At 43.5% G+C, this 26,259-nt stretch carries 22 protein-coding genes; 12 read left to right on the top strand and 10 right to left on the bottom strand.

Annotated elements, in window-relative coordinates; translation table 11 throughout:
* The first annotated feature begins 214 nt into the window (after positions 1–214).
* The 5 genes from arsS (at position 215) to IOD06_RS06670 (ending at position 4,606) form a co-directional block, all read left to right on the top strand.
* Entirely contained in the window at positions 215–1,213 is a 999-nt protein-coding gene (gene arsS / locus IOD06_RS06690; RefSeq protein ID WP_194620107.1) for an arsenosugar biosynthesis radical SAM (seleno)protein ArsS, read from the top strand.
* A 12-nt stretch (positions 1,214–1,225) separates the two neighbouring features.
* Positions 1,226–2,071 carry a DUF547 domain-containing protein gene (locus IOD06_RS06685; protein WP_194620105.1) on the top strand — a complete coding sequence of 282 codons (846 nt, stop codon included), beginning with the start codon at positions 1,226–1,228 and terminating at the stop codon, positions 2,069–2,071.
* A gap of 14 nt (positions 2,072–2,085) precedes the next feature.
* Entirely contained in the window at positions 2,086–2,799 is a 714-nt protein-coding gene (locus IOD06_RS06680) for a TIGR04283 family arsenosugar biosynthesis glycosyltransferase (protein WP_194620103.1), read from the top strand.
* A 17-nt stretch (positions 2,800–2,816) separates the two neighbouring features.
* The gene (locus IOD06_RS06675; RefSeq protein ID WP_194620102.1) at positions 2,817–3,464 is read left to right on the top strand and encodes a TIGR04282 family arsenosugar biosynthesis glycosyltransferase; all 648 of its coding nucleotides are present in this window, start codon (positions 2,817–2,819) and stop codon (positions 3,462–3,464) included.
* Between the two features lie 98 nt (positions 3,465–3,562).
* Positions 3,563–4,606 carry a methyltransferase domain-containing protein gene (locus IOD06_RS06670; RefSeq protein WP_194620101.1) on the top strand — a complete coding sequence of 348 codons (1,044 nt, stop codon included), beginning with the start codon at positions 3,563–3,565 and terminating at the stop codon, positions 4,604–4,606.
* Positions 4,607–4,918: 312 nt separating this feature from the next.
* On the opposite strand, the gene mtnP is transcribed toward IOD06_RS06670, so the two are convergent.
* Positions 4,919–5,812: an S-methyl-5'-thioadenosine phosphorylase gene (gene mtnP, locus IOD06_RS06665; protein WP_194620100.1), complete on the bottom strand. Its 894-nt coding sequence runs from the start codon at positions 5,810–5,812 to the stop codon at positions 4,919–4,921.
* A gap of 408 nt (positions 5,813–6,220) precedes the next feature.
* Positions 6,221–6,697: a GFA family protein gene (locus IOD06_RS06660; protein ID WP_189584441.1), complete on the bottom strand. Its 477-nt coding sequence runs from the start codon at positions 6,695–6,697 to the stop codon at positions 6,221–6,223.
* A 496-nt stretch (positions 6,698–7,193) separates the two neighbouring features.
* On the opposite strand from IOD06_RS06660, the gene IOD06_RS06655 reads away from it, so the two are divergent.
* Genes IOD06_RS06655 through IOD06_RS06645 form a run of 3 tightly spaced genes read left to right on the top strand, consistent with a single transcriptional unit; the run spans position 7,194 to position 10,753 of the window.
* On the top strand, positions 7,194–8,216 hold the full coding sequence (locus IOD06_RS06655; RefSeq protein ID WP_189584442.1) for a TAXI family TRAP transporter solute-binding subunit: 1,023 nt from the start codon (positions 7,194–7,196) through the stop codon (positions 8,214–8,216).
* Positions 8,194–8,739 carry a DUF1850 domain-containing protein gene (locus tag IOD06_RS06650; RefSeq protein WP_194620099.1) on the top strand — a complete coding sequence of 182 codons (546 nt, stop codon included), beginning with the start codon at positions 8,194–8,196 and terminating at the stop codon, positions 8,737–8,739. Before IOD06_RS06655 ends, IOD06_RS06650 begins: the two co-directional genes overlap by 23 nt.
* Positions 8,711–10,753: a TRAP transporter permease gene (locus tag IOD06_RS06645; protein WP_265087663.1), complete on the top strand. Its 2,043-nt coding sequence runs from the start codon at positions 8,711–8,713 to the stop codon at positions 10,751–10,753. Before IOD06_RS06650 ends, IOD06_RS06645 begins: the two co-directional genes overlap by 29 nt.
* A gap of 144 nt (positions 10,754–10,897) precedes the next feature.
* Here IOD06_RS06645 and lipA read toward each other — a convergent pair whose 3' ends face one another.
* On the bottom strand, positions 10,898–11,944 hold the full coding sequence (gene lipA / locus IOD06_RS06640; protein ID WP_189584448.1) for a lipoyl synthase: 1,047 nt from the start codon (positions 11,942–11,944) through the stop codon (positions 10,898–10,900).
* Positions 11,945–12,312: 368 nt separating this feature from the next.
* Here lipA and acnB point away from each other — a divergent pair, with 368 nt between their 5' ends.
* Positions 12,313–14,916, top strand: a complete 2,604-nt coding sequence (gene acnB, locus IOD06_RS06635; protein WP_194620098.1) for a bifunctional aconitate hydratase 2/2-methylisocitrate dehydratase — start codon at positions 12,313–12,315, stop codon at positions 14,914–14,916.
* 117 nt (positions 14,917–15,033) lie between these two features.
* Here the strand turns inward: acnB and IOD06_RS06630 are convergent, their stop codons facing one another.
* On the bottom strand, positions 15,034–15,675 hold the full coding sequence (locus tag IOD06_RS06630; RefSeq protein ID WP_194620097.1) for a hypothetical protein: 642 nt from the start codon (positions 15,673–15,675) through the stop codon (positions 15,034–15,036).
* 307 nt (positions 15,676–15,982) lie between these two features.
* On the opposite strand from IOD06_RS06630, the gene IOD06_RS06625 reads away from it, so the two are divergent.
* Positions 15,983–16,426: a PACE efflux transporter gene (locus IOD06_RS06625; RefSeq protein WP_194620095.1), complete on the top strand. Its 444-nt coding sequence runs from the start codon at positions 15,983–15,985 to the stop codon at positions 16,424–16,426.
* A 119-nt stretch (positions 16,427–16,545) separates the two neighbouring features.
* Here IOD06_RS06625 and IOD06_RS06620 read toward each other — a convergent pair whose 3' ends face one another.
* Positions 16,546–17,343, bottom strand: a complete 798-nt coding sequence (locus tag IOD06_RS06620) for an enoyl-CoA hydratase/isomerase family protein (RefSeq protein ID WP_194620093.1) — start codon at positions 17,341–17,343, stop codon at positions 16,546–16,548.
* A 369-nt stretch (positions 17,344–17,712) separates the two neighbouring features.
* On the opposite strand from IOD06_RS06620, the gene IOD06_RS06615 reads away from it, so the two are divergent.
* Complete coding sequence (locus IOD06_RS06615) at positions 17,713–18,525, top strand: alpha/beta fold hydrolase (protein WP_194620091.1); 813 nt, start codon at positions 17,713–17,715, stop codon at positions 18,523–18,525.
* A 112-nt stretch (positions 18,526–18,637) separates the two neighbouring features.
* Here IOD06_RS06615 and IOD06_RS06610 read toward each other — a convergent pair whose 3' ends face one another.
* The 5 genes from IOD06_RS06610 to IOD06_RS06590 form a co-directional block, all read right to left on the bottom strand.
* On the bottom strand, positions 18,638–19,729 hold the full coding sequence (locus IOD06_RS06610; protein ID WP_194620089.1) for an HpcH/HpaI aldolase/citrate lyase family protein: 1,092 nt from the start codon (positions 19,727–19,729) through the stop codon (positions 18,638–18,640).
* A gap of 69 nt (positions 19,730–19,798) precedes the next feature.
* The gene (locus IOD06_RS06605) at positions 19,799–21,025 is read right to left on the bottom strand and encodes a cysteine protease StiP domain-containing protein (RefSeq protein ID WP_194620087.1); all 1,227 of its coding nucleotides are present in this window, start codon (positions 21,023–21,025) and stop codon (positions 19,799–19,801) included.
* Positions 21,026–21,057: 32 nt separating this feature from the next.
* The gene (locus IOD06_RS06600) at positions 21,058–21,882 is read right to left on the bottom strand and encodes an HAD hydrolase family protein (RefSeq protein WP_194620085.1); all 825 of its coding nucleotides are present in this window, start codon (positions 21,880–21,882) and stop codon (positions 21,058–21,060) included.
* A 42-nt stretch (positions 21,883–21,924) separates the two neighbouring features.
* The gene (locus IOD06_RS06595) at positions 21,925–23,247 is read right to left on the bottom strand and encodes a phosphoribosyltransferase domain-containing protein (protein WP_194620083.1); all 1,323 of its coding nucleotides are present in this window, start codon (positions 23,245–23,247) and stop codon (positions 21,925–21,927) included.
* Between the two features lie 65 nt (positions 23,248–23,312).
* The gene (locus IOD06_RS06590; RefSeq protein WP_194620081.1) at positions 23,313–24,545 is read right to left on the bottom strand and encodes a serine protease; all 1,233 of its coding nucleotides are present in this window, start codon (positions 24,543–24,545) and stop codon (positions 23,313–23,315) included.
* An 885-nt stretch (positions 24,546–25,430) separates the two neighbouring features.
* On the opposite strand from IOD06_RS06590, the gene IOD06_RS06585 reads away from it, so the two are divergent.
* A complete protein-coding gene (locus IOD06_RS06585; protein ID WP_189584478.1) occupies positions 25,431–26,138 on the top strand; it encodes a hypothetical protein in 708 nt (235 codons plus the stop codon).
* Positions 26,139–26,259: the final 121 nt, after the last annotated feature.

The following is a 26,259-nucleotide window of genomic DNA, read 5'->3' as shown; positions in this document are numbered from 1 at the left end:
AATATTAGGGACATAATACGGTATCATTGATTAGTTAAACTGGAAAGAAAGCATAAATTGATTAGCAACTTGTCAATAATAGCTATGATTTCTATTGTGGTTTAATGATGATACTCAAGATTTTTCATTATCAATGAGTTTGCATGACTTCTAAGGCTGAGTCAAAACTGACTTAATCTGCTAATAAAATGCTACTGAATGGATTCAATAATTTATGAAATCTACCATTGAACTACTCGAATTTACCGATTTCCCTGCTATCAAGCGCCGTCAACTGACGATATTACAAGTCAATATGGGCTACTTATGCAATATGTCTTGCGTCCATTGTCATGTGGCTGCCAGTCCCTATCGGACAGAGATGATGTCGCGTGAGCTGGTTGAGATGATACCCAAAGTGCTGCAAGCGCAAAATATTGATACGCTCGATTTGACGGGCGGTGCGCCTGAGATGCATGAGGACTTTAAGTATTTGGTAAAGGCGGCTCGCGCCCTAGGCGTCAAGGTAATAGACCGCTGTAATCTGACTATTCTCATGGAAGATGGGTATGAGGACATGGCGCAGTTTTTAGCAGACAATCAAGTTGAAGTGGTGGCATCCTTACCTTGTTATTCCTTAGAAAATGTAGACAAACAGCGCGGTAAGGGCGCGTTTGATGACAGTATATTGGGATTGCAAAAGCTCAATGCCTTAGGTTATGGCAAGCCTGATTCAGATTTGACGTTGAATTTGGTCTATAACCCACAAGGTGCCACGCTGCCGCCCAATCAACAGCAGCTTGAAGCGGACTATAAGCGCGAGCTAAAAGAGCATTTCGATATTGAGTTTAATCAGTTGTTCGCATTGACCAATATGCCGATTCAGCGTTTTGGCGCGGTGCTGTTGGCCAAAAACCAATTCCACCCGTATATGGATTTGCTCAAAGAAAATTACGTGGCTGCCAATTTAGCCGAAGTCATGTGCCGCTCGACCATCAGTGTCAACTGGTTGGGTGAACTGTTCGATTGTGACTTCAATCAGCAGTTAGAGATTCCTGTGCCCAATAAGTCGCGTCAACACCTAAGCGATTTGCTGACTCAAAACCCTTCTGGCGATGTTATCGCTATTGCTGACCATTGTTATGGTTGCACAGCAGGACAGGGGAGTAGTTGCGGTGGCGCGCTAGAAGAAGAGACAGCAGACCAGACGATAGAAAACACCTCATCGATTTAAACGGAGTCACTTATGAATATTTTTGATAACATCAGTCAGAGCACAAGCAGTTTTTCAAGCAGTCGTTTAATGATCAAAACGGCAGTGGCCACTTCTATATTATTGGCCAGTGTCGCCAGTTATGCTGATTTCAATCATAGCACTTGGGACAGCTTACTCAATAAAAACGTCACTATGACCAATGGTGGTAAAGCCTCTGTCGTTAATTATAATGGCATGAAAGCGGATAAGAGCAAGCTTGATAGCTATATGGCGGCCACTAGCAAAGTCAGCCAGTCAGAATTCAACCGCTGGAGCAAAGACGAGCAATTGGCCTTTTTGATCAATGTCTATAACGCAGGTACGGTAGAGCTAGTGTTGACCAAGTATCCTAGCATTAAGTCGATTAAAGATATCGGTGGGATATTTGGCTCGCCATGGAAACAAGATTTTGTCACGCTACTAGGCAAAAAGCGCTCACTCGATGACATCGAACACAATCTAATCCGTGGCTCCAAACGCTACAATGAACCACGTATTCACTTTGCGGTGAACTGTGCTAGCATTGGCTGTCCAGCCTTGTTAGATGATGCTTTTACAGGCAGCAAATTGGATAAGCAATTAGAGCAAGTAACCAGTAAGTTCTTAGCCGATAGCAGCCGCAATCGTCTCAAAGGAGGCACACTTGAGGTATCGCCAATTTTTAAATGGTATAAAGAAGACTTTGAGTCTAATTGGCGCGGCACCAAAGATTTAGAAGGATTTTTAGCTCGCTATAGCTCGTCTTTAAGTCTTGATAAATCGCAAACGGCTGATCTAAAAGCAGGTAAAACGAAGATTGGCTATACCGATTACAATTGGAATTTGAATAAAAAGTAAGAATACGGCCAACTATGACAGCGACGGTCTCTATCATTATTCCAGTACTCAATGAGGCAGATAATTTGCCTCATTTGTTTGCAAATATAGACAGCCTAAATCCCAAACCGAAACAAGCTATCTTGGTCGATGGTGGCTCAAGCGATGACTCTATCGGCATAATTCAAAGCTTTATTAAAGAGTCAATGCTCGATAATTACCGTAAAATTGATTGGCAAATGATTGAGTCCAGAGCAGGGCGTGCGCAGCAAATGAATGCAGGTGCAGCATTAGCAACTGGTGATGTCTTGCTGTTTTTGCATGCCGATACGCAATTGCCAACCCAAGCTATTGCAGAAGTAACGACTGCTATAAATTCCTCAGAATGGGGTCGTTTTGATGTGCAGCTTAATAGCCGTCAGCCGATGCTGCGATTGGTCAGTCAAATGATCAATTGGCGCTCACGATTGAGCGGAATCGCTACGGGCGACCAAGCTATTTTTATTAGGCAACCTTTATTCGAGAAAGTCGGTAATTATCCTAATCAGGCATTAATGGAAGATGTTGAGCTTTGCAAACAACTAAAAGGTATTGCCAAACCTGCTTGCTTGAAAAGTAAAGTCATCACCTCGGCCAGACGCTGGCAACAATATGGCACTTGGCGGACGATTGTCTTAATGTGGCATTTACGTTTTGATTGTTGGCGTGGCGTGTCGGCTGATAATATTAAAGCGCGCTATTATAAATAAAAGAATAAACGCTTACCATGAATCAAAAATCACAAACTTGCATCATTATTTTTGCCAAATTTCCCGCACAGGGTATGGCAAAGACCCGTCTGCAACCAGCGCTTGGTATTGAAGGTGCCGCGCAAATGGCACGGCAACTGCTGTTGCATAGCATAGAACAGGCCGTTGCTACTGGCTTTACGGTTGAGCTATGTGTTAGTCCTGCGCCAAGTGATCCTTGCTGGCAAGCGCTTGATTTGCCTGACTCACTGCAATGGTCAGCGCAAGTGGAGGGTGACTTGGGCTTTCGTATGCTGGGAGCCAGTCAGCGAGTATTGCAACGTTTTGAAAAGGTTTTATTAATTGGTACGGATTGTCCTAGCCTCATGGCAGCGCGTATTCAACTAGCAGCACAGCAGCTAGATCAGCATGATGCAGTCATGATTCCTGCATCAGATGGTGGTTATGTGTTGCTCGGATTTAAACAAGCGGATAAAAGTCTTTTTTCAAATATCAGCTGGAGTACGGCTAGCGTGGCTGCGGTGACTAGGCAGCGCTTTGCAACATTAGATTGGACACTCGCACTATTATCACCTTTACATGATATTGATGAGCCTGAAGATTTGCAGTATTTGCCAAATGGCTGGCTGGATTCTCACGTCAATATCAAGGTCGATGACAGCTGATAAGCGTTTTAATAAATTGGCTAAAATAGTGCGGCTATATTTATCAAAGTCATCACTAAGACTTTTAACTGGATTGTACATTCAATAAGGATATTGTTATGCAGGACGTGGTTCAGGATTATTATGGTAAACAGCTACAAAGCACTGCTGATTTAAAGACCTCGGCGTGTTGCGATATTAGTAATATGCCTGAATGGCTCAAACCGCTGCTGGCTAATATTCATGATGACGTCTTGAGTCGTTATTATGGTTGCGGATTGGTTTGTCCGGCGTTACTTGAAGGCTGCCGCATTTTAGACTTAGGAAGTGGTTCGGGCCGCGATGTCTATGCACTAGCGCAATTAGTTGGCGAGACGGGGCATGTGGTCGGTGTCGATATGACCGATGAGCAATTGGCAATCGCAAAACAGCATCAAGACTATCATGTCGACAAGTTTGGCTATGATAATGTGACTTTTATAAAAGGCTATCTTGAAAAGTTAGATGAGCTAGCGTTAGCAGATAATAGCTTTGATATTATCGTCTCAAATTGCGTCATCAATTTATCCACTGATAAAGCTGCAGTGATGGCCAGTGTGCAGCGTTTACTTAAGCCTGGTGGAGAGTTTTATTTTTCTGACGTCTATGCTGATCGCCGTATTCCGCAACATCTAATCGAAGATCCTGTCCTTTATGGAGAGTGTTTGAGTGGTGCCTTGTACTGGAAGGACTTTACCCGTTTGGCAAGAGGCGCAGGATTTTTAGACCCGCGTCTGGTCGAGGATCGCCCACTTGAGATTACTGATCCCGCACTGGCGGCTAAAATCGGTGACATTCAGTTTTTCTCTGCTACTTATCGTTTGTTTAAGATTGCCGCGCTTGAAGACGCCTGCGAAGATCATGGACAAGCAGTGATATACAAAGGATCTATTGAACAGTCACCTCATCGTTTTGATCTGGATAAGCACCATGCTATTGAGGCGGGTCGAGTGTTCCCTGTCTGTGGCAATACGTTTCGAATGCTACAAGAATCTCGCTTTGCACCGCATTTTGAATTTATCGGTGATGACAGTCGCCACTACGGTATTTTTGCAGGTTGCGGCGAACTGATGCCATTTAATCAGTCTGTAACGCTAGCACCTGAGCTGGGCGGCTGTTGTTAGTGTCAAAGCTGTGTATAGTCAGTGAAAAGTAATATCGACACATGACGTACTGCTGATATCAATTTTTCTTGCTTACTGTGCCTGCGCAGACAGAGGCTACAAAAAATTGATATCAGCAATACCGTAGCGTTTTTAGGATACTTTGACTATAGTTAGCGTACGTTGCAAATATACGAGCTAAAATCCTAAAAAAGGCCATTAATTCAAGTTAATGGCCTTTTTGTATGTGCATGTTTGTATGTGTATGGAAATTTAACACTTTGCTGTCTGTCATTATTTCAGACAAGCATCTATCGATACACTTTTAAATATTTAGTACAGTAATGCAGCAAGTCTGGTTTTGGTCTGCTCGTCCATCACGTTCACAGGCGTTACCAGTGCTTGGGCTAAGGCATTATGTGCGATTGAATCTGGCAGTTCAGCGGCAATCAGAGCGACCGCTTCCTTAATCACTTTCTGAGCATTTTCAGCATTTTTCATCAGGTTTTTTATGGCGTAATCTGCACTGACTGCTTCTTCGGTAGGATGCCAACAATCAAAATCTGTCACCAAGGCCAACGTAGCATAAGCAATGCTGGCTTCACGTGCCAGTTTGGCTTCTGGCATATTGGTCATGCCGATAATACCTGCCTGCATTTGCCGATACCACTGGGACTCTGCACGAGTTGAGAACTGTGGCCCTTCGATACAGACATAAGTTGCCTGTGAGTGACATGCTCCCTCAAAAATATCTGCTTTGTCGTAAGCTCGCTTTAGGATATCTGCTAGGGCAGGACATAGTGGATCTGCCATCGATACATGAGCGACTGCGCCTTCACCAAAAAACGTACTGACTCGCTGCTTGGTCATATCAATCATTTGATCGGGTACGACCATATCTAGCGGCTCAATATGCTCTTGCAAAGAACCGACTGCGGATACTGACAAGATATAGCGCACGCCTAATGTCTTTAGTGCATAAATATTGGCGCGATAAGGGACTTCAGACGGGATGAGTTTATGACCTTGACCATGGCGTGTCAAAAAAGCAACCGTCACACCCTCTAATTCACCAAGGACAATATCATCAGAAGGGCTACCATAAGGCGTCTGTATGGTGATATTGCGTTTATTGGCGAGTGATTGCATTTGATAGAGACCACTGCCGCCAATGATAGCAATGTCGGCAGAGTGTTTTTGCGTGTTTTCTACTGCAATTGAAGTCATATCAGGTTCCAAATGATAGCTAGTAAAAGTCGTAAAAGCTGGTGTTACTCGCTTTTTCCTCAAAATATAGGCAATAACAAAGGTCTTGGTAAATGTGTTCTGAGAAAGGGTTTTACATTCTAAATATAGCCACTAACGTTTAGGGCGTGTTGAACATTCACAAATAGGCACTGCTGATTGCGAAAACTGTTCTAGACAAGGCGTAAAACGACGGTAATGCTCATGCCTTAACTAGGTTTACAACGCAGCATAGGACAGTTTTCGCATCAGCTCTAATATCAACAGAGGGAGACAGGACTATTTTTTGCCATTTCATGGTTAAAAGTAGACGCTTAGAATGACTAAACTTACTGTTTTTAACGTCGAACTGTCTAAAAAATAGTCTCTGTCAGTGCCATGGTCGAATGTTCAACACGCCCTAGTGACTCTCTTATACATACCTTGAGCAAGCGCCTTAACTGTCATCGCCTGACTTTGTACAAAGCCATTGCACTTAGGCAGGTCATCATCCATATCTTGGACTCGGCGATTATAAAATAGATGCATGCTAGGTTCAGGTAGCGCGGCGACATTAGGGAGATTTGTCGTGGGTATTAATATGAGGTTTCCGCCCACTGCTGTTTCTATACTGGGTTTATTGCAGCGCGTACACAGCCCGCGGCTAATATTCGGCGGAAGTTTCCAACGGCGGAATTTGGTTCTAATCAGGTTTAACTTACTCACATCCGATTTGAGTAAAATCGTTACATCATTATACGCTTGGCCAGTGAATTCTTGGCAAATAGTACAGTGGCAGATAAAGCGGCCGATGGGCTTATTATTGATAGTATAGGTGTTGCTAGAACAGGAGCAAGAGCCTTCCTGTGGTATAAATTCGCTGCTCATTGGTCAATCCTTATCAACAAAGTTGTTATTATTTATCATACTCAAAACATAGCACTATCTTAGCTTACTATAGTCGGTTCAAGATGATTTAGATACAATAAAGGCGTGTGACAGTACTACAGATAGTAGACTGAGCAAGCCTGACCCCTTGTCCAATTTGTATAGGATTGACTGCTCTATAAGTATTATTGAAGGTAATCACAAATACCCTTATTTCTGTTTGGGTAATGATAAAGGTTTACACTCGGTCTAATTTTTGTTTAAATAGTTTAACTAATGAAACTTTGTTCCGCATGGCAGAACATGCTAAATGCCCATCAATTAGACAAATTACTATTTTTGACTCAAAACGCTTTATTTGTAAGGTTTTGAGAGAAGGTAGGCTACGGTTTATTTATGACAGAAATTACTATACTATTACAGGTCTGTAACGCATTAACATTTAAATGTTGATGCCGTTAGATGTATTAAACTGATTATTTCAAGGATGAATGCAATGCTCAAATTCACAAAATCTCCGTTATTTTTATCAGCGATGTTAAGTGCCACTCTAGGCCTAACCGCGTGCTCATCGCCAAGCTCAGAAAGCACTGACAGTACGGAAACAGACAGTGCTGCCACCGAGGCCACTGCTGCCGATAAGCTGGATACCAAATTTCTTACCATCGCTACAGGCGGGGCATCTGGTCCTTATAACATCATTGGGACGTCATTGTCCGAAATCTATGTCAAAACTTTTGGGGTCAACTCAAAGACACAAACCACGGGCGCATCAGTCGAAAACGTCAATCTATTGACCCAAGGTAAAGTCGATATGGTATTGGCGCTCAGTGATGTGGTCACGGACGCAGTCGAAGGTAAAAATAACTTTGATAAGCCGATCGCTAACATTCAACAGATTGCTGTCTTGTATCCTAATGTGGTGCAAATCGTCACCACCAAAAAATCCGGCATCAAAAGTATTGAAGACTTACGTGGCAAGCGCATCGCTGTAGGCGATCAAGGCTCTGGAACGGAAGTAAATGCGCGAACTTTATTAGAAGGGTTTGGCATCACGTATGATGATGTCACGGTCGATTATTTGGGCTTTTCTGAAGCGGCTGATGGTATGAAAGCAGGTAAAATTGAAGCGGCTTTCTTTAGCAGTGGTCTACCAAACTCTTCATTGATGGAGCTAGAGCAGGGCTTAGACTTGCAATTGATTACCATCAACCAAGACAAGCTAAAAGAAATCATTGCGACCAAGCCTTACTTCAAAACCTTTGAGATTCCTGCTGGCACGTATGGCAACGAAACTGCCATTCCAACCGCAGCAATCATGAATGCTTTGTTGGTTAGCTCTGATCTATCTGAAGCTGATGGTTATAAGTTAACCAAAACATTATTTGAGAACTTGGAAGGTCTAAAAACAGCGCACCAAGCGGCAAATGATATCAGCTTAGAGACTGCCCGTGAAGGCATGGTCGCCCCAATCCATCCTGGCGCTAAAAAGTACTATGACGAACAAGCAGCCAAATAATTCATTATGGCTATCAACTGGCGCAGCATTTATTGCCGCGCTGGTTTTTTTTACGCTATGGATGGGGCTTATTCTCCAGCCTGTGGTCGAAGTGAGGATCAAAGGATTAGAGGGATCTGACGATAAGGTGTGTTATTTCGTCGAGCCTGATTTTCAGCTACGCTGGATACATTCTGTAGAAAAGCAATGGTGGGAGGAGCAATACCAACGTGAGAGCGATGGCCTGCTGCTGACCACCACGTATTTTGAAGCCTTTGGCGCAGGTACACCCTCAACCGAAGCGCTTGCTCCCATACAAAAACCTGGCTATCTGGGTTATCAAATCAATGAAAAGCTCCCTAACTTAAATTGGATCGTATCCAGACTGACCAAAGGCGAGATTGATTATGGCGACCACCGTGTTTTGATTCACCAGATGGTGCCGGACTATTCTGAAGTGGTGATCATGCCTAAGACGTATGGTTTAATTGATAGATTTAAAAAGGACTTGTGTCATGAACTCCCAAGTGACGGATCACGGTAGCGTAACTACCATGCCAGACGCTGATGTTGATAAAGATGCTGAGGCAGATGCGATCAACAAAGCGGTATTGGAAAAATATGACCGAGAGTCAATCACGCGTCATATCACCCAAGGACCAGTGAAGTATCTCATCGCTGGAATTTGTATACTCTATTCCCTTTTTCACTTATATATTACTTTTAATCCGATGCCAGCATTGCTACAACGCTCTGTACACGTGGGCGTTGGTTTTGCATTAATATTCTTGATTTTCCCTGCTAGCAAAAAAAGTAGCCGAAAAAGTGTGGCATGGTATGACTGGATTTGGTTTGCACTGTCTTTATCTGGCATGGGCTATCTGATTTATGAGTATCAAGACATTGTGACCTCGCGTGGCGGTATGGCAAATCAGGTTGATGTGATATTTTCACTGATTACCGTGGTCTGTGTACTAGAAGGCAGTCGCCGAATCACTGGTTGGATTTTGCCGATATTAGCAGGGATATTCTTAGCGTATCCATTTGTCAGTCATTTGGATTTTATGCCCGATCGGCTACTGACTCGCCCTTATGATATGGGTGATATTTTTGGTCAACTATTCTTAAAAACGGAAGGCTTGTATTCGGTTGCGATTGGTGCATCAGTCACGTTCATTTTCTTGTTCATTCTCTTTGGTGCGTTCTTAGCACGCTCAGGAATGGGACAGTTATTTAATGATTTGGCACTGGCAATCGCTGGTCATAAAAAGGGTGGGCCTGCAAAAGTAGCAGTCATCTCTAGTGGTTTTATGGGCAGTATTAATGGCTCTGCGTTATCGAACGTGGTCAGTACCGGTGCCTTTACAATTCCGTTAATGAAAAAGGTCGGCTATCATAAAGATTTTGCGGGTGCCGTTGAGGCAAGTGCTTCTGTAGGCGGGCAGATATTGCCACCGATTATGGGCGCGAGTGCGTTTATTATGGCGGAGACAACAGGACTGCCGTATAGCACGATTGCGTTGGCCGCATTACTACCAGCGATTTTGTATTACTTGGGCGTCATTGCGCAGGTGCATTTTCGCGCTGGACGTCGTGATTTAAAAGGCATCGCTAAAGAGAACTTGCCAGCAGTAAAAGAGGTGCTAAAAGCGCGCGGTCATATGCTATTACCGATCGTCTTTTTGGTTTTCTTATTAATCAGAAATGTCCCTGTCGGCTATGCAGCGGCTTATACCATTGGTTTTACAGTCGTGGTTAGTATGCTGCGAAAAGAGACTAGAATGGGCTTTTCCGACATTTTGGGGGCATTAGAAGATGGCGCTCGCCAGTCGCTCGCCGTGATGGCTGCTTGTGCGGTCGTCGGTATTATCATCGGGGTCGTGAGTCTGACCAGCTTCGGGACAGTGATGACCTCCTCTATCGTAACATTAGGCGCAGGGTCGTTATTCTTTACGCTTATTTTAACGATGCTTGCCTCAATGGTCTTAGGCATGGGGCTACCGTCTATTCCTGCCTATATCATTACTGCAACGATGGCAGCGCCTGCATTAGCAGGTTTTGATATTCCGATTTTGTCAGCGCACATGTTTGTTTTCTATTTTGGTATCTTTGCCAATATCACACCGCCTGTATGTCTGGCAGCCTTTGCTGGTGCGGGTATATCCGGTGGCGATCCGATGAAAACAGGATTCTTGTCGCTGAAATTAGCTTTGGCTGGATTCATCGTACCGTTTATGTTTATCTACAATCCAACGATGCTGATGATAGATCCAACGGGTCTGGCAGTTACGGCGAAAGATTTCCCACTGCCGCCTATTATCGATATCATCACGGTGGTAGTGACTTCAGTGACGGGTGTCATCGCGTTAAGCTCGGCACTCGAAGGATACTTCAGAGGCGGTATGAATACACTGACTCGTATCATCTTGGCTATTGGTGCTTTACTATTGATTTATCCTGAGATTACCACTGGTATCGCAGGTGGGATTATTGTCCTTGGTATTGCTGTGTTGAATATAAAAACGAACGGAAAGCCAACACCAACTTTAACTGTTTGAAGCGTTGGCCTTGAAGGCTTTACAAGTTTATTAAAGTCACAAAAAAAGGGTGAATAACAAATCTGTTATTCACCCTTTTTCTATTCTTAGGAGATGTCTTAGCAATTATCTTAGCAACTATTCTCACATTACTTTATTGCTAAATTAGCAGCCAAGTTTGCCTTCAGCTTCTAATGCTTTTTTGCTGCGAATTGGTGCAGGGCAATCTTCGCCATAGTATTGACGATCTGCGAAGTAGCTTGAGCGTACCATTGGGCCTGCCCAAATGCTAAAGAAGCCAATTTTTTTGCCGTAGTCCATATAGCGTTGGAACTCATCTGGATGGACATAACGATCAACGGGCGCATGATTTTTACTAGGCTGTAGATACTGACCAACCGTAATCATGTCTACATCATGGGCTTTTAGATCATCAAGTAGTGCATAAATCTCTTCTTCGGTCTCACCAAGGCCGACCATAAAGCCACATTTGGTAGCGATATCTGGACGACGCTCTTTATACAGCTTGAGCAAATCAAGTGAGTGCTGATAATCAGAACCCGGACGGAACGCTTTATATAGGCGTGGCACGGTTTCGATATTGTGGTTAAAGACATCTGGCGGCGTTTCAGTTAGCAAGTCTAATGCTACTTCCATACGACCACGGAAATCAGGAACCAATATCTCGATCAGGCAATTTGGGCTGAGCGCTCTGGCTTCATTAAGCACTTCAACAAAATGAGCGGCACCGCCATCTTTTAAATCATCGCGATCGACTGAGGTAATAACCGCATACTTCAGTTTTAGACCTAAGATCGTCTCAGCCGTATGACGAGGTTCGTCGGCATCGAGATTGTTAGGGCGACCATGTCCGACATCACAGAATGGACAGCGACGGGTACAGATATCACCCATAATCATAAAGGTGGCCGTACCATCAGCGAAGCACTGTGGTAAGTTTGGACAAGCCGCTTCTTCACAGACGGTATAGAGCTTTTGCTCACGTAGCGTTGCTTTGATGCGAGCCACTTCAGCAGGTGATGACATTTTGACCCGAATCCAATCTGGCTTTTTCTTCGCCTCGATGGTCGGGATCACTTTAATTGGGATACGTGCAACTTTATCGTAGCCACGTAGTTTTTCTCCCTGAACTGCTTTTTTGGGTTTAGCTTTGGCAGCAGGAACGTGTGTTTGTACGGCTAATGAGCTCATAGTCTTATCCTAAACCCTGATAATCCTAAACCTTTGTAGGATAAGGGTTTTGTTTATTATTTTCTAAGAATAGGTCGTAAAATTCGTATAGGGATTATAGCAAATCTCAGTCTAAATTTCATCCAACCGTTTTATAATACTGTTATTGATTTTTCAGCATTGAAACAGGCCAAGTAACCGTATAAAAATACCTTATATTTTTTTAATAAATATTGACTATGGAGGCGGGAAAGCGCTTTGCTGGTTAACATTTTGCCCATTTTAAGCTATATTAGCGGGGATAATTATTCCATTTGGTACATAGGCGCAGGCTGTCATGCTGACTACCCACGTATTGTGCTAATCCCCAACTGACGAGGACGACTATTGTGTTAGAAGCTTATCGTAAACATGTCGAAGAACGTGCTGAGCTAGGAACGGTTCCGCTACCACTGAACGAAAAACAAGTAGCAGAGTTGGTTGAACTTTTAAAAACGCCACCTGCAGGCGAAGATGCGTTCTTGATGAACTTGCTAGAAAACCGTATTCCTGCTGGTGTTGACCAAGCTGCTTACGTTAAAGCGGCGTTTTTAGCGGCTATCCTTAAGGGTGAAACATCTTCACCACTTATCAGCAAGCAAAAAGCTGTTGAAATTCTAGGCACCATGCAAGGTGGCTACAACGTTCAGCCGTTGGTTGCTGCATTAGATGATAAAGAAGTTGCACAAGACGCAGCTGAAGCACTGAAAAAAACGTTGCTCGTATTTGATGCGTTCAATGACGTGACTGAAAAATCGGAAGCTGGCAATACCATCGCAAAAGAAGTTGTTCAATCTTGGGCTGATGCAGAATGGTTCTTGAACCGTGCTGAAGTACCACAAAAATCAACTTATACGACGTTTAAAGTCACTGGCGAAACCAACACTGATGACTTGTCACCTGCGCAAGATGCGTGGAGCCGTCCTGATATCCCATTGCACTCATTAGCCATGCACAAAAACTCTCGTGACGGTATCGTCGCTGACGAAGAGGGTGTTGTTGGTTCTATGAAGCAGATCGAAGAGCTGAAGAAAAAAGGCCATCAATTGGCTTATGTTGGTGATGTCGTCGGTACAGGTTCTAGCCGTAAGTCTGCGACCAACTCAGTACTTTGGTTAATGGGTGATGATATCCCTAACGTGCCAAACAAACGTGGCGGCGGTCTAGTACTTGGTAACAACATCGCGCCTATCTTCTTTAACACTATGGAAGATTCTGGCGCATTGCCAATCGAAAAAGTGAATGTTGATAACCTAAACATGGGTGATGTATTTGACATCTATCCGTATGAAGGCAAAATCACTAAGCATGACTCTGATGAAGTATTGTCTACGTTCAAGCTAAACTCGCCAACTTTGCTTGATGAAGTTCGCGCTGGTGGCCGTATTCCATTGATCGTTGGTCGTGGTTTGACCAACCGTGCTCGTGAATACATGGGTCTTGGTCATTCAGACATTTTCGCTAAGCCAGAAGAGCCAGTTGATACTGGTAAAGGCTTTACTCTAGCGCAAAAAATGGTTGGTAAAGCTTGTGGTCTAGAGGGCGTACGTCCTGGCATGTACTGTGAGCCTAAAATGACTACCGTAGGAAGTCAGGATACGACTGGTCCGATGACGCGTGATGAGCTAAAAGATTTGGCTTGCCTAGGTTTCCAAGCAGATCTAGTAATGCAGTCATTCTGTCACACTGCTGCTTATCCAAAGCCAGTTGACGTTGAGACTCAGCACACACTACCTGACTTCATCATGAACCGTGGCGGCGTAAGCTTACGTCCGGGCGATGGTATTATCCACTCATGGTTGAACCGTATGCTACTTCCAGATACCGTTGGTACTGGTGGTGACTCGCATACTCGTTTCCCAATGGGTATCTCGTTCCCAGCGGGTTCTGGTCTGGTTGCATTCGCAGCAGCGACTGGTGTTATGCCACTTGATATGCCTGAGTCTGTCCGTGTACGCTTCGTTGGCGAACGTCAGCCTGGTATCACGCTACGTGACTTAGTCCATGCGATTCCTTATCAAGCCATCAAAGAAGGTCTATTGACTGTCGATAAGAAAGGCAAAATCAACGAGTTCAACGGTCGTATCTTAGAGATCGAAGGTCTAGAAGACTTGACTGCTGAGCAGGCGTTTGAGCTATCTGATGCCTCAGCTGAGCGTAGTGCTGCTGGTTGTACGATTACTCTATCTGAAGCGTCAGTGACTGAGTACCTAAACTCAAACATCACGCTACTTAAGTGGATGATCTCAGAAGGCTATGGCGATGCGCGTACTATCAGCCGCCGTGTTGAGCAGATGCAAGAATGGTTGGCTAACCCAAGCCTGATGCGTGCTGATGACGATGCTGAATACACGATCGATATGACTATCGATATGAGCACGATTAAAGAGCCGATTCTTTGCTGCCCGAATGATCCAGATGATGCTAAGACACTAGCTGACGTCGCTGGTGATACCATTGATGAAGTATTCATTGGTTCATGTATGACCAACATTGGTCATTTCCGCGCCGCTGGTAAACTGCTACAAGATGTACCAGCAGGTAGCTTAAAAACTCGTCTATGGATTGCGCCACCAACTAAGATGGATGCGCGTCAATTGATGGAAGAAGGGTACTACAACATCTACGCTCAAGCCGGCGCTCGTACTGAGATGCCAGGTTGTTCACTATGTATGGGTAACCAAGCACGTATCGCACCGAAGTCTACTGCGGTATCGACCTCAACTCGTAACTTCCCGAACCGTCTAGGTCAAGGCGCTAACGTATACCTTGCTTCTGCAGAGCTTGCAGCGGTAGCAGCGGTACTTGGTAAATTGCCGACTAACGACGAATATCAGCAGTATGCTGGCATGCTTGATAGCATGGGTGAGGAAGTGTATCAGTACATGAACTTCGACCGTATGACTGATTATACTGAAGAAGCAGATAAAATTAACGTTGCTCAGTTGACCTAATTTTGGTTAAATCTTAAGTTAAACGTTTTTAAGTTTTACAATTCTTATTTAAACAGAAACCCCGTATCGTGATGATGCGGGGTTTTTTAACTATTAACTACGGTGATTTTTAAGTAACTAGAAAACAATTCCTTGTTCTTGAATTAACAAATTTAAAGCATTATCAGCTTCATTTGAAAGCTTCTTACTTTCTTGTAGCATGCTGACAAACTCCTGTTCATCTTCTAGTTTTGGGTTGCGTAACTCTAAAGACTTTTGACTAACATCTATCTTGATATCGAGTGCCTTGACTATCTTATCACGGATACTAATTAACTTGTCTGAGGTTAGTGGTAATGATTGCAATTGTGACCGCTGCGAGGTAAACATATCCATACTCATTTGCGTGACGACGTCATCATCAGCACGACTGCTGGCTTGCTGCAGCTTTTCGTTAATTTGCTGTTGTTCTTCAATATTGGTGTTAAAGGTGGTATGCAGGGCTTTTATAAATAATATTGTTTCAGACTCTAGGGTATTAGCGTTGTCTTTATTATATTGAACTGCAGTTGAAGATTTGTTATCTTTTTCTAAACTCACATCCGAATTAGATTGTTGCTCAATAGTCCTAGAATTTGGGTTTTCAGCTGCCTCGTTTGTTTGGTTAATATGACTTTGTGTTTGTAATGCTGATTTATCTTGAGCATTGTCATTACTTGGCTCACTACAAGCTGATAAGGCAAATAGCATAATAATAAAGATAAGATACGATTGATTCATAGAATTTCCTAAATAACCCCAGTTTAAAATAATATACTCTATTTTAGACTAAAAACACCGTGTAAGAACCTTAAAATTTAAAAACTTATGTTTATAAAAATCCTTTGAGTTAAAATAAAAAGTAGGTAGTTTTAAATTATGTAGGGACTTTGCTTATAGTATAGGCTTTTCAGTAGTGATATCTTCTGTATAATATAAATGCAGGCGGAAACCGTGGCTCTGCACTCAATCTATCTTTTTTTTCTCGGGACGGACCGATACTTTGATAGGCACTTTTTGTTTACGCTCAAGTGCTTTGGAGTCTTGGTTGATTACTTTATCCCCACTCAAACGTCGTATCGTCTACGTGATTGTGTTTGAGATTATCGCAATTATTTCCTCTACCTTTGTATTAATGAAGCTAAGCAATAGCGATGCAGCAGACTCTCTACCCGTCGCGATGATGGTATCTTTGGCTGCAATCATTTGGAACTTTGTATACAACACCGCTTTTGAGACTTGGGAGGAGCGCAGGCAGATAGCAGAGCGCACGCTGCTGATTCGTAGTGTCCATGCATTGATATTTGAAATCGGTTTGGTTTTGATCTGTTTGCCGTTATATATGTTTTGGTATCAGGTTGGTTTGCTCCAAGCATTTATAATGGAAGCCGCTTTACTCGTATTTTTCTTGATTTATAATTTTGTGTTTACCTTTATTTTTGACAAGGTATTTACCTTACCTTATCACTATAAGTCAGCATCTGCTTCTTAACCACAGACATAAACGAAAAAAGGGCTACCATATTGGCAGCCCTTTTTTTGATGCTATGAATAGTGAATTATCTGGTTAAGAATAGGTTCAGCCGCCAAATTGAACAGCCTATTACCCAGTTATTTTCCCTGATAAACTGGCTTGCGCTTTTCCATAAAAGCGGTAATGCCTTCTTTAAAGTCATCCGTGACTGCCATCATGTTTTGTTGTTCAACTTCCATATCAAGCGCTTCATTGAGACCAGAAAAAGCGTGAACATTAATCATATGCTTCATTGACGCCAATGCTTTACCCGGTAATTGACTCAAACGAGTGGCAAGAGCCTGCACGCTTGCGTCTAATTCACCTGCGCTGACGACACTATTTACTAAGTCTAAACGTGCCACATCGTCTGCTTTGAGCTTATCACCTAGCATCACCAGCTCAGTGGTCTTGGCAGCACCAATCAATTGATTTAGTAGATAAATACCACCAGCATCTGGAATCAAACCGATATTGACAAAGGCTTGGACGAATTTTGCATTGTCAGCGGCGATACGGAAATCGCAAGTCAGTGCCAGATTCATGCCCGCACCAGCGACCGCACCTTCCAATTTAGCAATAATTGGCTTGTGAATATTACGCAGCTTTAAACTCACTTCAGCGACTTCACGTAGCATAAAATCAAGCTTTGCGACCAATGCCTCAGACTCCATACCGTTCTCTAGCATTTCACCGATATGACCACCACTAGAAAAATTATTATTTGACCCTTGTAGCACAATCACGCGTACGTCTGCGTCTTTATCCGCTTTATCAAGCGCATCTATCATTGCGTTTTTTAATGGCGTGCTAAAGGCATTCAGGGTCTTAGGATCGTTCATGGTGATGGTAGCGATATGATTTTCGCTTTGATACTCGACTAGAGATGGTGACATCTTGGCTTTCCTTAGTTAAATTAGCTGGGTAATAGAGGGTTTAAAATAGAAGCTGAGCAGGTTTTGTAACAAATAATTCACTATTGATTACTATAGCAGCTTGCTATGATTATAAAAGCAGGTTTTGTGGGCGCTTAGGACAAATCGACAGTGTGGTTTAATTTATCTCGCTGTGCTAATTCCTTAGGAGGCCCCGATAAAAACGGCCCATTCAGAAATAAGACTATTAACTGAGTGGCTGGTGAATTATGCTAAAAGAACAGTGGAAAAAGTAAAGTGTTAGAAAGACAGGGCTAAAAAGAAAAGACAGTCATATGCTTAGGGTCTGTTGAACATTAATTTTTTAATCGATTACACAAGGAAGTTGTTATGCCAAAGATAAAAATCAATAACGCCAATATCTATTACGAAGATAGCGCCCCAAACGATACGCAAAAACCAGTCATGGTCTTTGCTCACGGGCTACTTTGGAACACTAGAATCTATGACAAACAAGTTGAGCATTTTCAGGACAGCTATCGCTGCATCGCTTTTGACTTTCGCGGACAAGGTCAGTCGCAAATTACCAAAGACGGCTACGACATGGACACCTTGGCAGATGATGCTATTGGTCTACTAGCAGCGCTCGATATAGACAGCTGTCATTATGTCGGTCTATCGATGGGCGGCTTCGTTGGACAACGCATTGCTATCAAAAAACCAGAGCTGCTAAACTCATTAACCCTAATAGATACTTCGGCTGATGCTGAAGACCCTGATAATATTCCTGGCTACAAAAAGCTCATTACGGCTATTCGTTGGTTGGGTATGAAAAGGGTGAGTAAAAAAGTCATGCCTATTATGTTTGGCAGCACTTTTTTGACAGACAAAGCCCGTAAAACCGATCAAAAAGAATGGTTGGCGATGCTCAACGGTAATCGCAAAGGTGGCGTCGTCAAAGCCACGATGGGAGTCATCGAACGTGACGCTGTCTATGATCAGCTTGATAGCATCACGACGCCTACTTTAATCATCGTTGGTGATGAGGATGTCGCTACTCCTTACGACAAAGCTGAGCGTATGCACTTCGCCATCGATGGCTCTAAGCTTGCGATAATAAAAGGCTCTGGACATACTTCAACGGTAGAAGAGCCTGAACAGGTCAATAAAGTGCTCAGTCATTTTTTGACGAGCTGTGTATGATAAATACTGCTAACTCATAATAATAAAGACGCCGTTATCATTGATTTGATAACGGTGTCTTTGGTTTTAATGCTAACTAAGCTAGAGCTCTAGGCGTGATGTGTAGCTAAAGCTACAGTCGCGATGCATAGTCACTATGACCATCATTGATGGTGCCGAATACGTCGGCACGATTGACGATTTCGGTTGCCCATGCACGATGCGTGGCAGGCTCTAGCATGGTGTTGTTGTATTTAAACACCGCTTTGGCTTCGCTATGCAATATGGCTTGTGCCTCATCTAACGTGCTCATCGGCACACAGTAGGCCTGTTGGACTAAAGCGATTTGGCTAGGATGGATGACTGTTTTACCGACTAAGCCCAAGCTGACATCTCGGGTCAGCTCTTGCATAAACAGCGTTGGCTGATCTAAATACTCAAAGACCGGCGCAGTGAGGTAAAAGCCATGCGGCACAAAGCAGCCAAGCAGCTGATAAACAAGAGTACCGATAGGGGTGTCATAGACAATACTGTTTTTCGGACGGCGCAAGCGCAGCGCGGCAAACAAGTCATTGCCGCCGATACGTAGAGCAAAGACTGGCTGGCTAAAGGCTTCTTTAAAACCAATGGCCAGTTCTTGATTGTGATGCGGGTTAAATAGCGCAGCGGTCTCAAGCGTGGGCATGAGCAACTGATCGATGCTGAGATTCTGACAGGCCATCCGCCAGTCGGATAAGCTATACATATCGACTTTGGGCATGACGAAGCCGTCGATAAGATCTATATGAGTATAGTCTGCCAGTTGTTGCAACATCATCGGATTGCGCGGACGTATAAAGACCAGTGGACGCGTCGGATGCTGGTTTTTTTGCTCTGATTGCTGATCTGACTGCTGCTCTGATTGAATGCCAGATTCTCTTGATGGATCATTGATACTATCGACGTGTATCGCCCAAGTATTGAGCAGGGTTTGCAGTCGTGTCAGTGCCAGCTCGACATCGCTGTGACTAACGGCATCTTCTAGGCAGATAATAATACTATTAATCGTTGGTAATTTATCACGCTTAATAACTTGCCAAATATCTTGGCGAGTAGCAGGCATATAAAGGCTTGCACCTAGCTGATACGGATGATGAGTACTGGGCTTGACCATCACATGCCGTTCAGTGATGAGATGCGCATAAGACTGAGTATAGTTATAAAGGTTTGATTCGTTGTTTGACATAATTGGCATCGTAAATAGTGATAAATGAGTGGTTATACATGGTCATAACAGACAGCTTATATCGTTGATTCAACTGTCTTTGCTACGCTGCTTGATAAGAGTGATGGCTTGATAGGGTAGTATTTTATCACCTAATACACTGATATTGATATTTCGCTGCGCACATAAATGTCGCAACAATACAGTATCAGGATGCTCAGCAGTGGCTAATAGGATGCGCTCAGGGTCACGGCGCAATATCGCCCGTGTTGCCTCCGCAATCGTTGGCTTAATACGGTTACGATTGGTGATAGCGTAGTCCGCTGCCAGCTTATTGATTAATTCAGCAGTTTGGTAGCGCGGCTGCTGGTAGGTTGGCAAGCACTGTGGGGGTGTGCTCAATGAACGCCGTGCCGCATCAATATGATTGATAAATGCTAAGCTATGATCTACCGCGACCAAATTATCATAAAAGACGCTGCGATGGAGACCTGATTGCGGCTCGGTATATAAGCTACGCGAAATCAAACCCGAGACGGTACTGTTTAGCAGTCCCGATGGTATCAACCAATCTTCTTCACTAGCCGACAGCCAAGCAACACCAGCGGGATCAGCGAGTGTTAAGAGGGGTATGACGGTAGTGTTATTGACAGTACCTTGATCAGAAGTGCTTTGATCAAAAGTATCTTGACCAAAAGTGCTTTGATGAAAAATATTGGCAAAATGTGCATGACTAGGGTCGCTAAAGGCTTCAAGACTCCGCGCCAATTCTTGATAAATGGCACCTTTTCCTGTCCAGCCATCGACGAATACTATCGGACTGTTTGGATAAGCATCCAGCAGCATTTGCAAAGCGACTGGATCAAGCCCGCGATCTCGAATGATGCTGATGCCATAATGCACACATGGCAATGTGTAGCTGCTATCGATATCTGTTAAAGCACGCTGCAATAATACCCCAATCGGCAAACCAGCTCGCACCAAGCTGACCAATACTAATGGGCGTTCAGCGTTAACCGCTTGCTCAAAAGTATTGTGCAATGTGTAAGCCAAGTTGGCAATATCAGTCGCAGTCCTCGTTGTGCCTTGCTTTAGCGCCTGAGAATATAGCTGCTCATGCATCGCAGTTGGCGCGACCTCTAAGGTCAGCATATCTGAATAGTGCCGTTGCCCACTTTGGATCAGCGCTTCTTTTTGGCTAACAGGTACATCAGCGACCGCGTCTTTATCGACAATATCGAGCAGCACGGTCACATCGCTGGCAAGATAGCTGCCTGAGCCGTATTTCTCTAGTTTTTGAATATAAAGGTTAGTCATAGAAGGTCTTTTACTCGTATAAGCTACTGTTGTTATAATTGTTGAGAACTAAGATGGTCATGTAGCTGACCATGGTTGGGCATACCGTACCAGTCCAATAGCTGTAGAAAAGGCAAGTCGGCTAAGCTATCACCAAAACCAAAACTGGGGCGCTGGCTGTCTAAATGATTCTCTAATAAAAACTGTACTGCATGGCGCTTGTGAACCGCATGCGGCAGTATCGCTAAGTTATTGGCATTCACATGGACATAAAAATCTTGATCAAAATTTGGTATGAGTGTGGGTAGCTGCTTGGCTAAATCGGCTAATGCTTGATGATCTTTTTGCGCGTGTTTAATCGCCAAATAAATAGTGAGTTCATTGTCAATAAAAACATCGCTATGTGAGGTAAGTTTTAAGCCATTATTAGCCCCAACGTCTTCTTGGTTATGATTACCAATCAAGTCAGTCAACTGCTTTAGTTTGCCTTGTAATGGTGCAAGCTGCTCATGCATATACTGCTGCCACGCGCTTAACAACTCACCCTCAGCCGTTAAAATAATCGCGCCATGGGTTAAGACTTGCCAACTGTAAAAAGGCAATTTAACACGTTTGATTTCATCACGGTCACGTGCCGTCACTACTATCAATTCGGTACTAGCCAATAGCCAATTAAAGAGTGAGGCTTGGCGCTGACTCATAAAGCTTAACGGTTCGCCTTGTTTATTGACCGTGGCGCAGACCAAATTTTCAGGTTCAGTAGTAGGCAAATTCCATGCGTCGATTTTACGCTGGGTTTGAAACAAGGTATCGTCCAAATCCATAAGTGTGTAAGGTTTAATAATGTCGGGGTTGGCTTGGAAAAATGGCGTAGTCATAGAAATGTCCGTAAATCATGGGTTTGAAAATCATTGAATAACTTACAGCGTAGGACTCACCACCAGTACATTATCTAAATTTTGCCACAGGTCATCAACACTATCGCTTGAGGTTTCTACACACAATACGATCAAGTCCCAATCACTAGGCTCAACATTGTAAGCAAAGTTGGTCATACCAAGCCCATAATTATCGCCAAAGCTCAGCATCATCGTAATCGCACCACCAAGCGCAATCGGTGAGCGGGTCAACGCACTAAATTTAACGATAGCATCTGTGTCTGAATCTGGCTTCTGAGCCGCTGCCTCAAGCCATTCCGCCAATAAAAACGGTAACCAAACAAACTCATTGCTGCCCAATACCAAGATTCTTTTTGGCAACTGAGTAACCTCAAAGATTTTTTGATCATTAAAGCTTTCTTGGTCATTAAAGCGTGCAAATGCAGCCTGAAAACTTGAAAGATACTTATCAAACCCCTCTGTACTGTCTAGTGTTGGAAAACGCCCCCAGTTGCCCGTATGACCAAGCGCTTGACTACCAGCTGCGGTGGTATCGACCGATGGCATCGTGATGGGTTCAGGGTTAGGTGCATCTGTCCATTGCCATGCGCCAGACAGTAAGTGATGACGATGAAACTCAATACCCGTCAAACGATCCGCCATACGCGCAGGCTTGGCACCCTCTGTCTGCTTGTTTGTGTTTTCTTGATCTAATGACCAATCCACCAAAGTGGTGAGATGTACTTGCTTTAATTGTGTCAGCCCTGCATTGCGTAGGGCAGTGACGACATTGACGCATGTATTACCCGTTGAAGCCTCATCATCAACCATAATCAGCGTTTTACTAGCAAGTAACTGCTCTTGAGCGACACTATCAGAGCTTTGATAAATTAAATGCTGGCTGGCATGACTGTGGTCTTCACAAAAAGTCGTCAGTAAAGAGTCGGCACCATTAGGATCACTATTTTCATCATGTTGCGCATGACGAGTAGAGTTCAATAAGAAGGCATCAGGATAGCGCGTTTGTAATGCTTGATGGACACCAGCAGATAGACCGACAGCGGTCTCTGCCATACCAATGACCAAAATTGGCGTTGGCAATTCATTAGGCACTAGGTTTGCCAAATCCGTAAAAGCATGTCGCATGGTACTGGGCGCAACTGGAATATGGCGACCTAGCACTTTTGAGACAAATAAAAATGCACGTTTGGGATTAATGCGCTGAGCAAAGCCAAGCAAGTCTTCTAATTGATAGCTGTCGTCTTTTTCTGAATCACGGTTACTCACGACCATATTCGTTTGATAAGTGAGATCAAGCGTACCGCGTGGTAGCGTGATGGTGGTACTTTGTTGCTTGTTTGACATTCATATTCCTTAACACACTCTGTTGAAGTGGCTATTTTTATATTAACTTGATTTTTTTAGATATTTTAACCTTGACAGCCCACCAGCCAAAGCGCCCCGCGACTTTGTTTACTGAGTTGCGGGGTAGTCAGTGGAGCAGTTGTGGCGTTAGATCCATGAGCAGCGCTATCCAAACTGATACCAGCGCTCGCGAGTAGGGCAGATAATAACTGAAATTTTACCGCATAGTTCATATTTTGTGCATGTTCATGGACGAGGCTGGCAGTTACCATGCCGATGACCTCGCCTGTTGGCAGTAATAGTGGACTGCCACTAGAGCCGGGCTGAATTGGTGCGGTAAATTGCATGTAACGAATGTCATCGCTTAAGCCTGTCAGTCCTGAAATACAGCCCTGCGTGACTTGTAGTTGACTACTAAGTCCTGATAGCGGGAAGCCCAAAGTGGTGATAGTCTCGCCCAAAATATCCGAACACTGCTGCGCCAATGGCAGGTGGCAAGGTAAAGGGTCGCTCACTCTAATAATGGCTGAATCGCTACCGATATCACTGAGTACCACTTGCGCCTCACGGTCAGGCTGACCTTGCTGGCGTACACCAATCATCGCCGCCGATTCAATGACATGATAACAAGTCAGCAGGTGATATTCATCAATCGCAAAAGCCGTACCTGTCCATGTTTCACCAGCTTGAACTTGGCGAGGCGTGCGAGTGTCACTATTGGGAGAACCACGCTGCTGCTGCTGCGCCTCTTGAATGAGCGCATGAGTATCTGGCGGACGAATATCTAGACTGACTTGTACTCGTTGCTCAAGGCTTGCCAGTCCTTGGGTCGAGCTTTCACCGAGCGCTCGACATTTAAATTGCCCATTGCGTTTGTAAATCTCGAGCACGATTGCGGCTTTGACATGGCGCTCGCTTGCTAGGAAGTCATAGTGAATAGCGCCACCGTTTAACGTCAAACTTACCTTGTGTAATTCGACAGCGGGTAAATTAAGTGTTGGCTCTTGATAAGTATAAGCGATTAGTTGTAAGAAGCTAACCCCTTGCATATCAAATAAGTCAGGTAAATCAAGCTGCCATTCGCGTGGCGTATCGCTATTGTCCAGCTTTGCCCAGTCTTTAGGCTCGTGCAAATAGGCGGGACTACAGACCGCTTTGCGCTGCTCATTTAGAGGTAGCCATAATAGTCCAAGTTGCTGCCCAAACCTAAGCGAATCTGAGGTCGTAAATTCAACAGTACAGCGTTCTTGAGTGATCACTGTGTTTGCGCCTAACACTAATGTGGTCTGTGCTGTCATCGTATGTATCCTAATTGATATTTTCGTGTAGTCGTACTTGTGCGGAGGCTTTATTCGTATGACTGCGATAGAAACCATATTTAGCTATGCTAAGAATTTAACTCAGATGTTATATCAGTGATTTTAGAAAAATGACTATATTATGTGGTAAAGAAAAATGAATATGCTATGAGGTAAATAGTAAGTGAAAAGCATAGCGTCAGTTTAAAGTAAAAAACGTGTACTCGTCACAATGTTTTACTGACAATTTTTCGCTATTAATAAGAATGATAGAAGCTAAAGAAAATCTGTTAATAACGTCACATGGTTTTAATATGATTCGATAGAAACTTTATTGAGTTAAGTAAAACCTTATCTAAATCATGGCTTTAAAGAAATGAGATATCTATAAATTAGTAAACTTATATTCTGTATTATGCCTTGAGCCATCTATCGGATAATGTCACCACCTATCGGACAATGGCTTGTGAAGTATTGCTAGACCATAAGAATATCGTGATAATGCGATAAAAATTCATTACTGTTTAGAAACTTTACTGTAGCCTGCTGCTCGTAAAGAGATTTCAAAAGTAACCCCGTATCTGAGACCACCGTTCCTGTCTTATTTTAGCGCTCACCTTTTATTTTTAAATATACAAAAAGCTAAGAATTGCATAGCTGCGAGTAATGCTGTGTTTGATAACTATGCTTATAAATCTATCAGTTATTACAAGTAAGACGGTTTAGTCACTCTATGTTTAATCGCATAGTTAGAAAAGAATTTTACATATTGCCTTCCCATCATATTTATACGACATAACAGTTAACGAGATAGAAGCTCGCTGTCTGATTTATACAAATGGTTTGGTATAAAAGCTTAGCAGTATTTTAGAAAAGGAATGACTTTTGAAATTTTCTTGTGCATTAGAGACGTCTTCTGAACGCATTCGTTTGGTTAATGTTATTTCACCACTTATCAAAGCAGGTTATCAGCTCGTCTCCCAGAGACAAGAATCATCAGGCAGTGGTGGCAACATCATTCATGTGATTGCGAGAAGTATAGGCGCTAAGACGCAAGCGGATTTGATCGACGACTTGTCCTCTATTGATGGTTGTACCTTGTTTAAACTCGAAATTGATGAAGAAGATATCTCCTCATCAGCACCTGTGCAAACAGGCGAGGATGAAAAAACGACGTTAGCCGCTATTGGTGCTCAATACCCCAAAATAACAGATATTGTCAGCCAATACGAGGCCAGCTTGCCTAGCGATCAGCGTGCTACTGCACTGCATCAGTTAGGACGAAAGGTTGGCGGTGGTATTTATCAACGTGATTATTCACTTGGTAGTCCACTAAAAATGCCAACGACAATCAGCCGAGAACTCGTACCAGCCTTGAAAGGGTTTTGTAAGGTCAAAGCGAAGAATAACGTGGTTTCTTTAATTAAATGTCCATTCTGTAAGTCATCAGACAGCAATCATTCAGGATGTCATTTTGTCATCGGTTATATCGAAGGATTTTTGGCGAGTAATCCTGCTATAGAGACAGTCCAAGTTGAGGAAACCAGCTGCGGTGCTGGTAGTACCAATATTTGTGAATTTACCATCGGGTAAACAAAATTAATCATAGACGACTAAATGTCTATATAAAACAAATAGTGAGCGCATAGCGTATAAGGGCTTATTCAAGTCTACGCTAAAAGGCTCAGTTCTTATTAAATACAAAAGGCGAAAA

The organism is Psychrobacter sp. N25K4-3-2, assembly GCF_015351755.1.
Lineage (GTDB): Bacteria > Pseudomonadota > Gammaproteobacteria > Pseudomonadales > Moraxellaceae > Psychrobacter > Psychrobacter glaciei.
The sequence above is the reverse complement of the archived record's forward strand: the minus strand, read 5'-3'. Positions and strand labels throughout refer to the sequence as shown.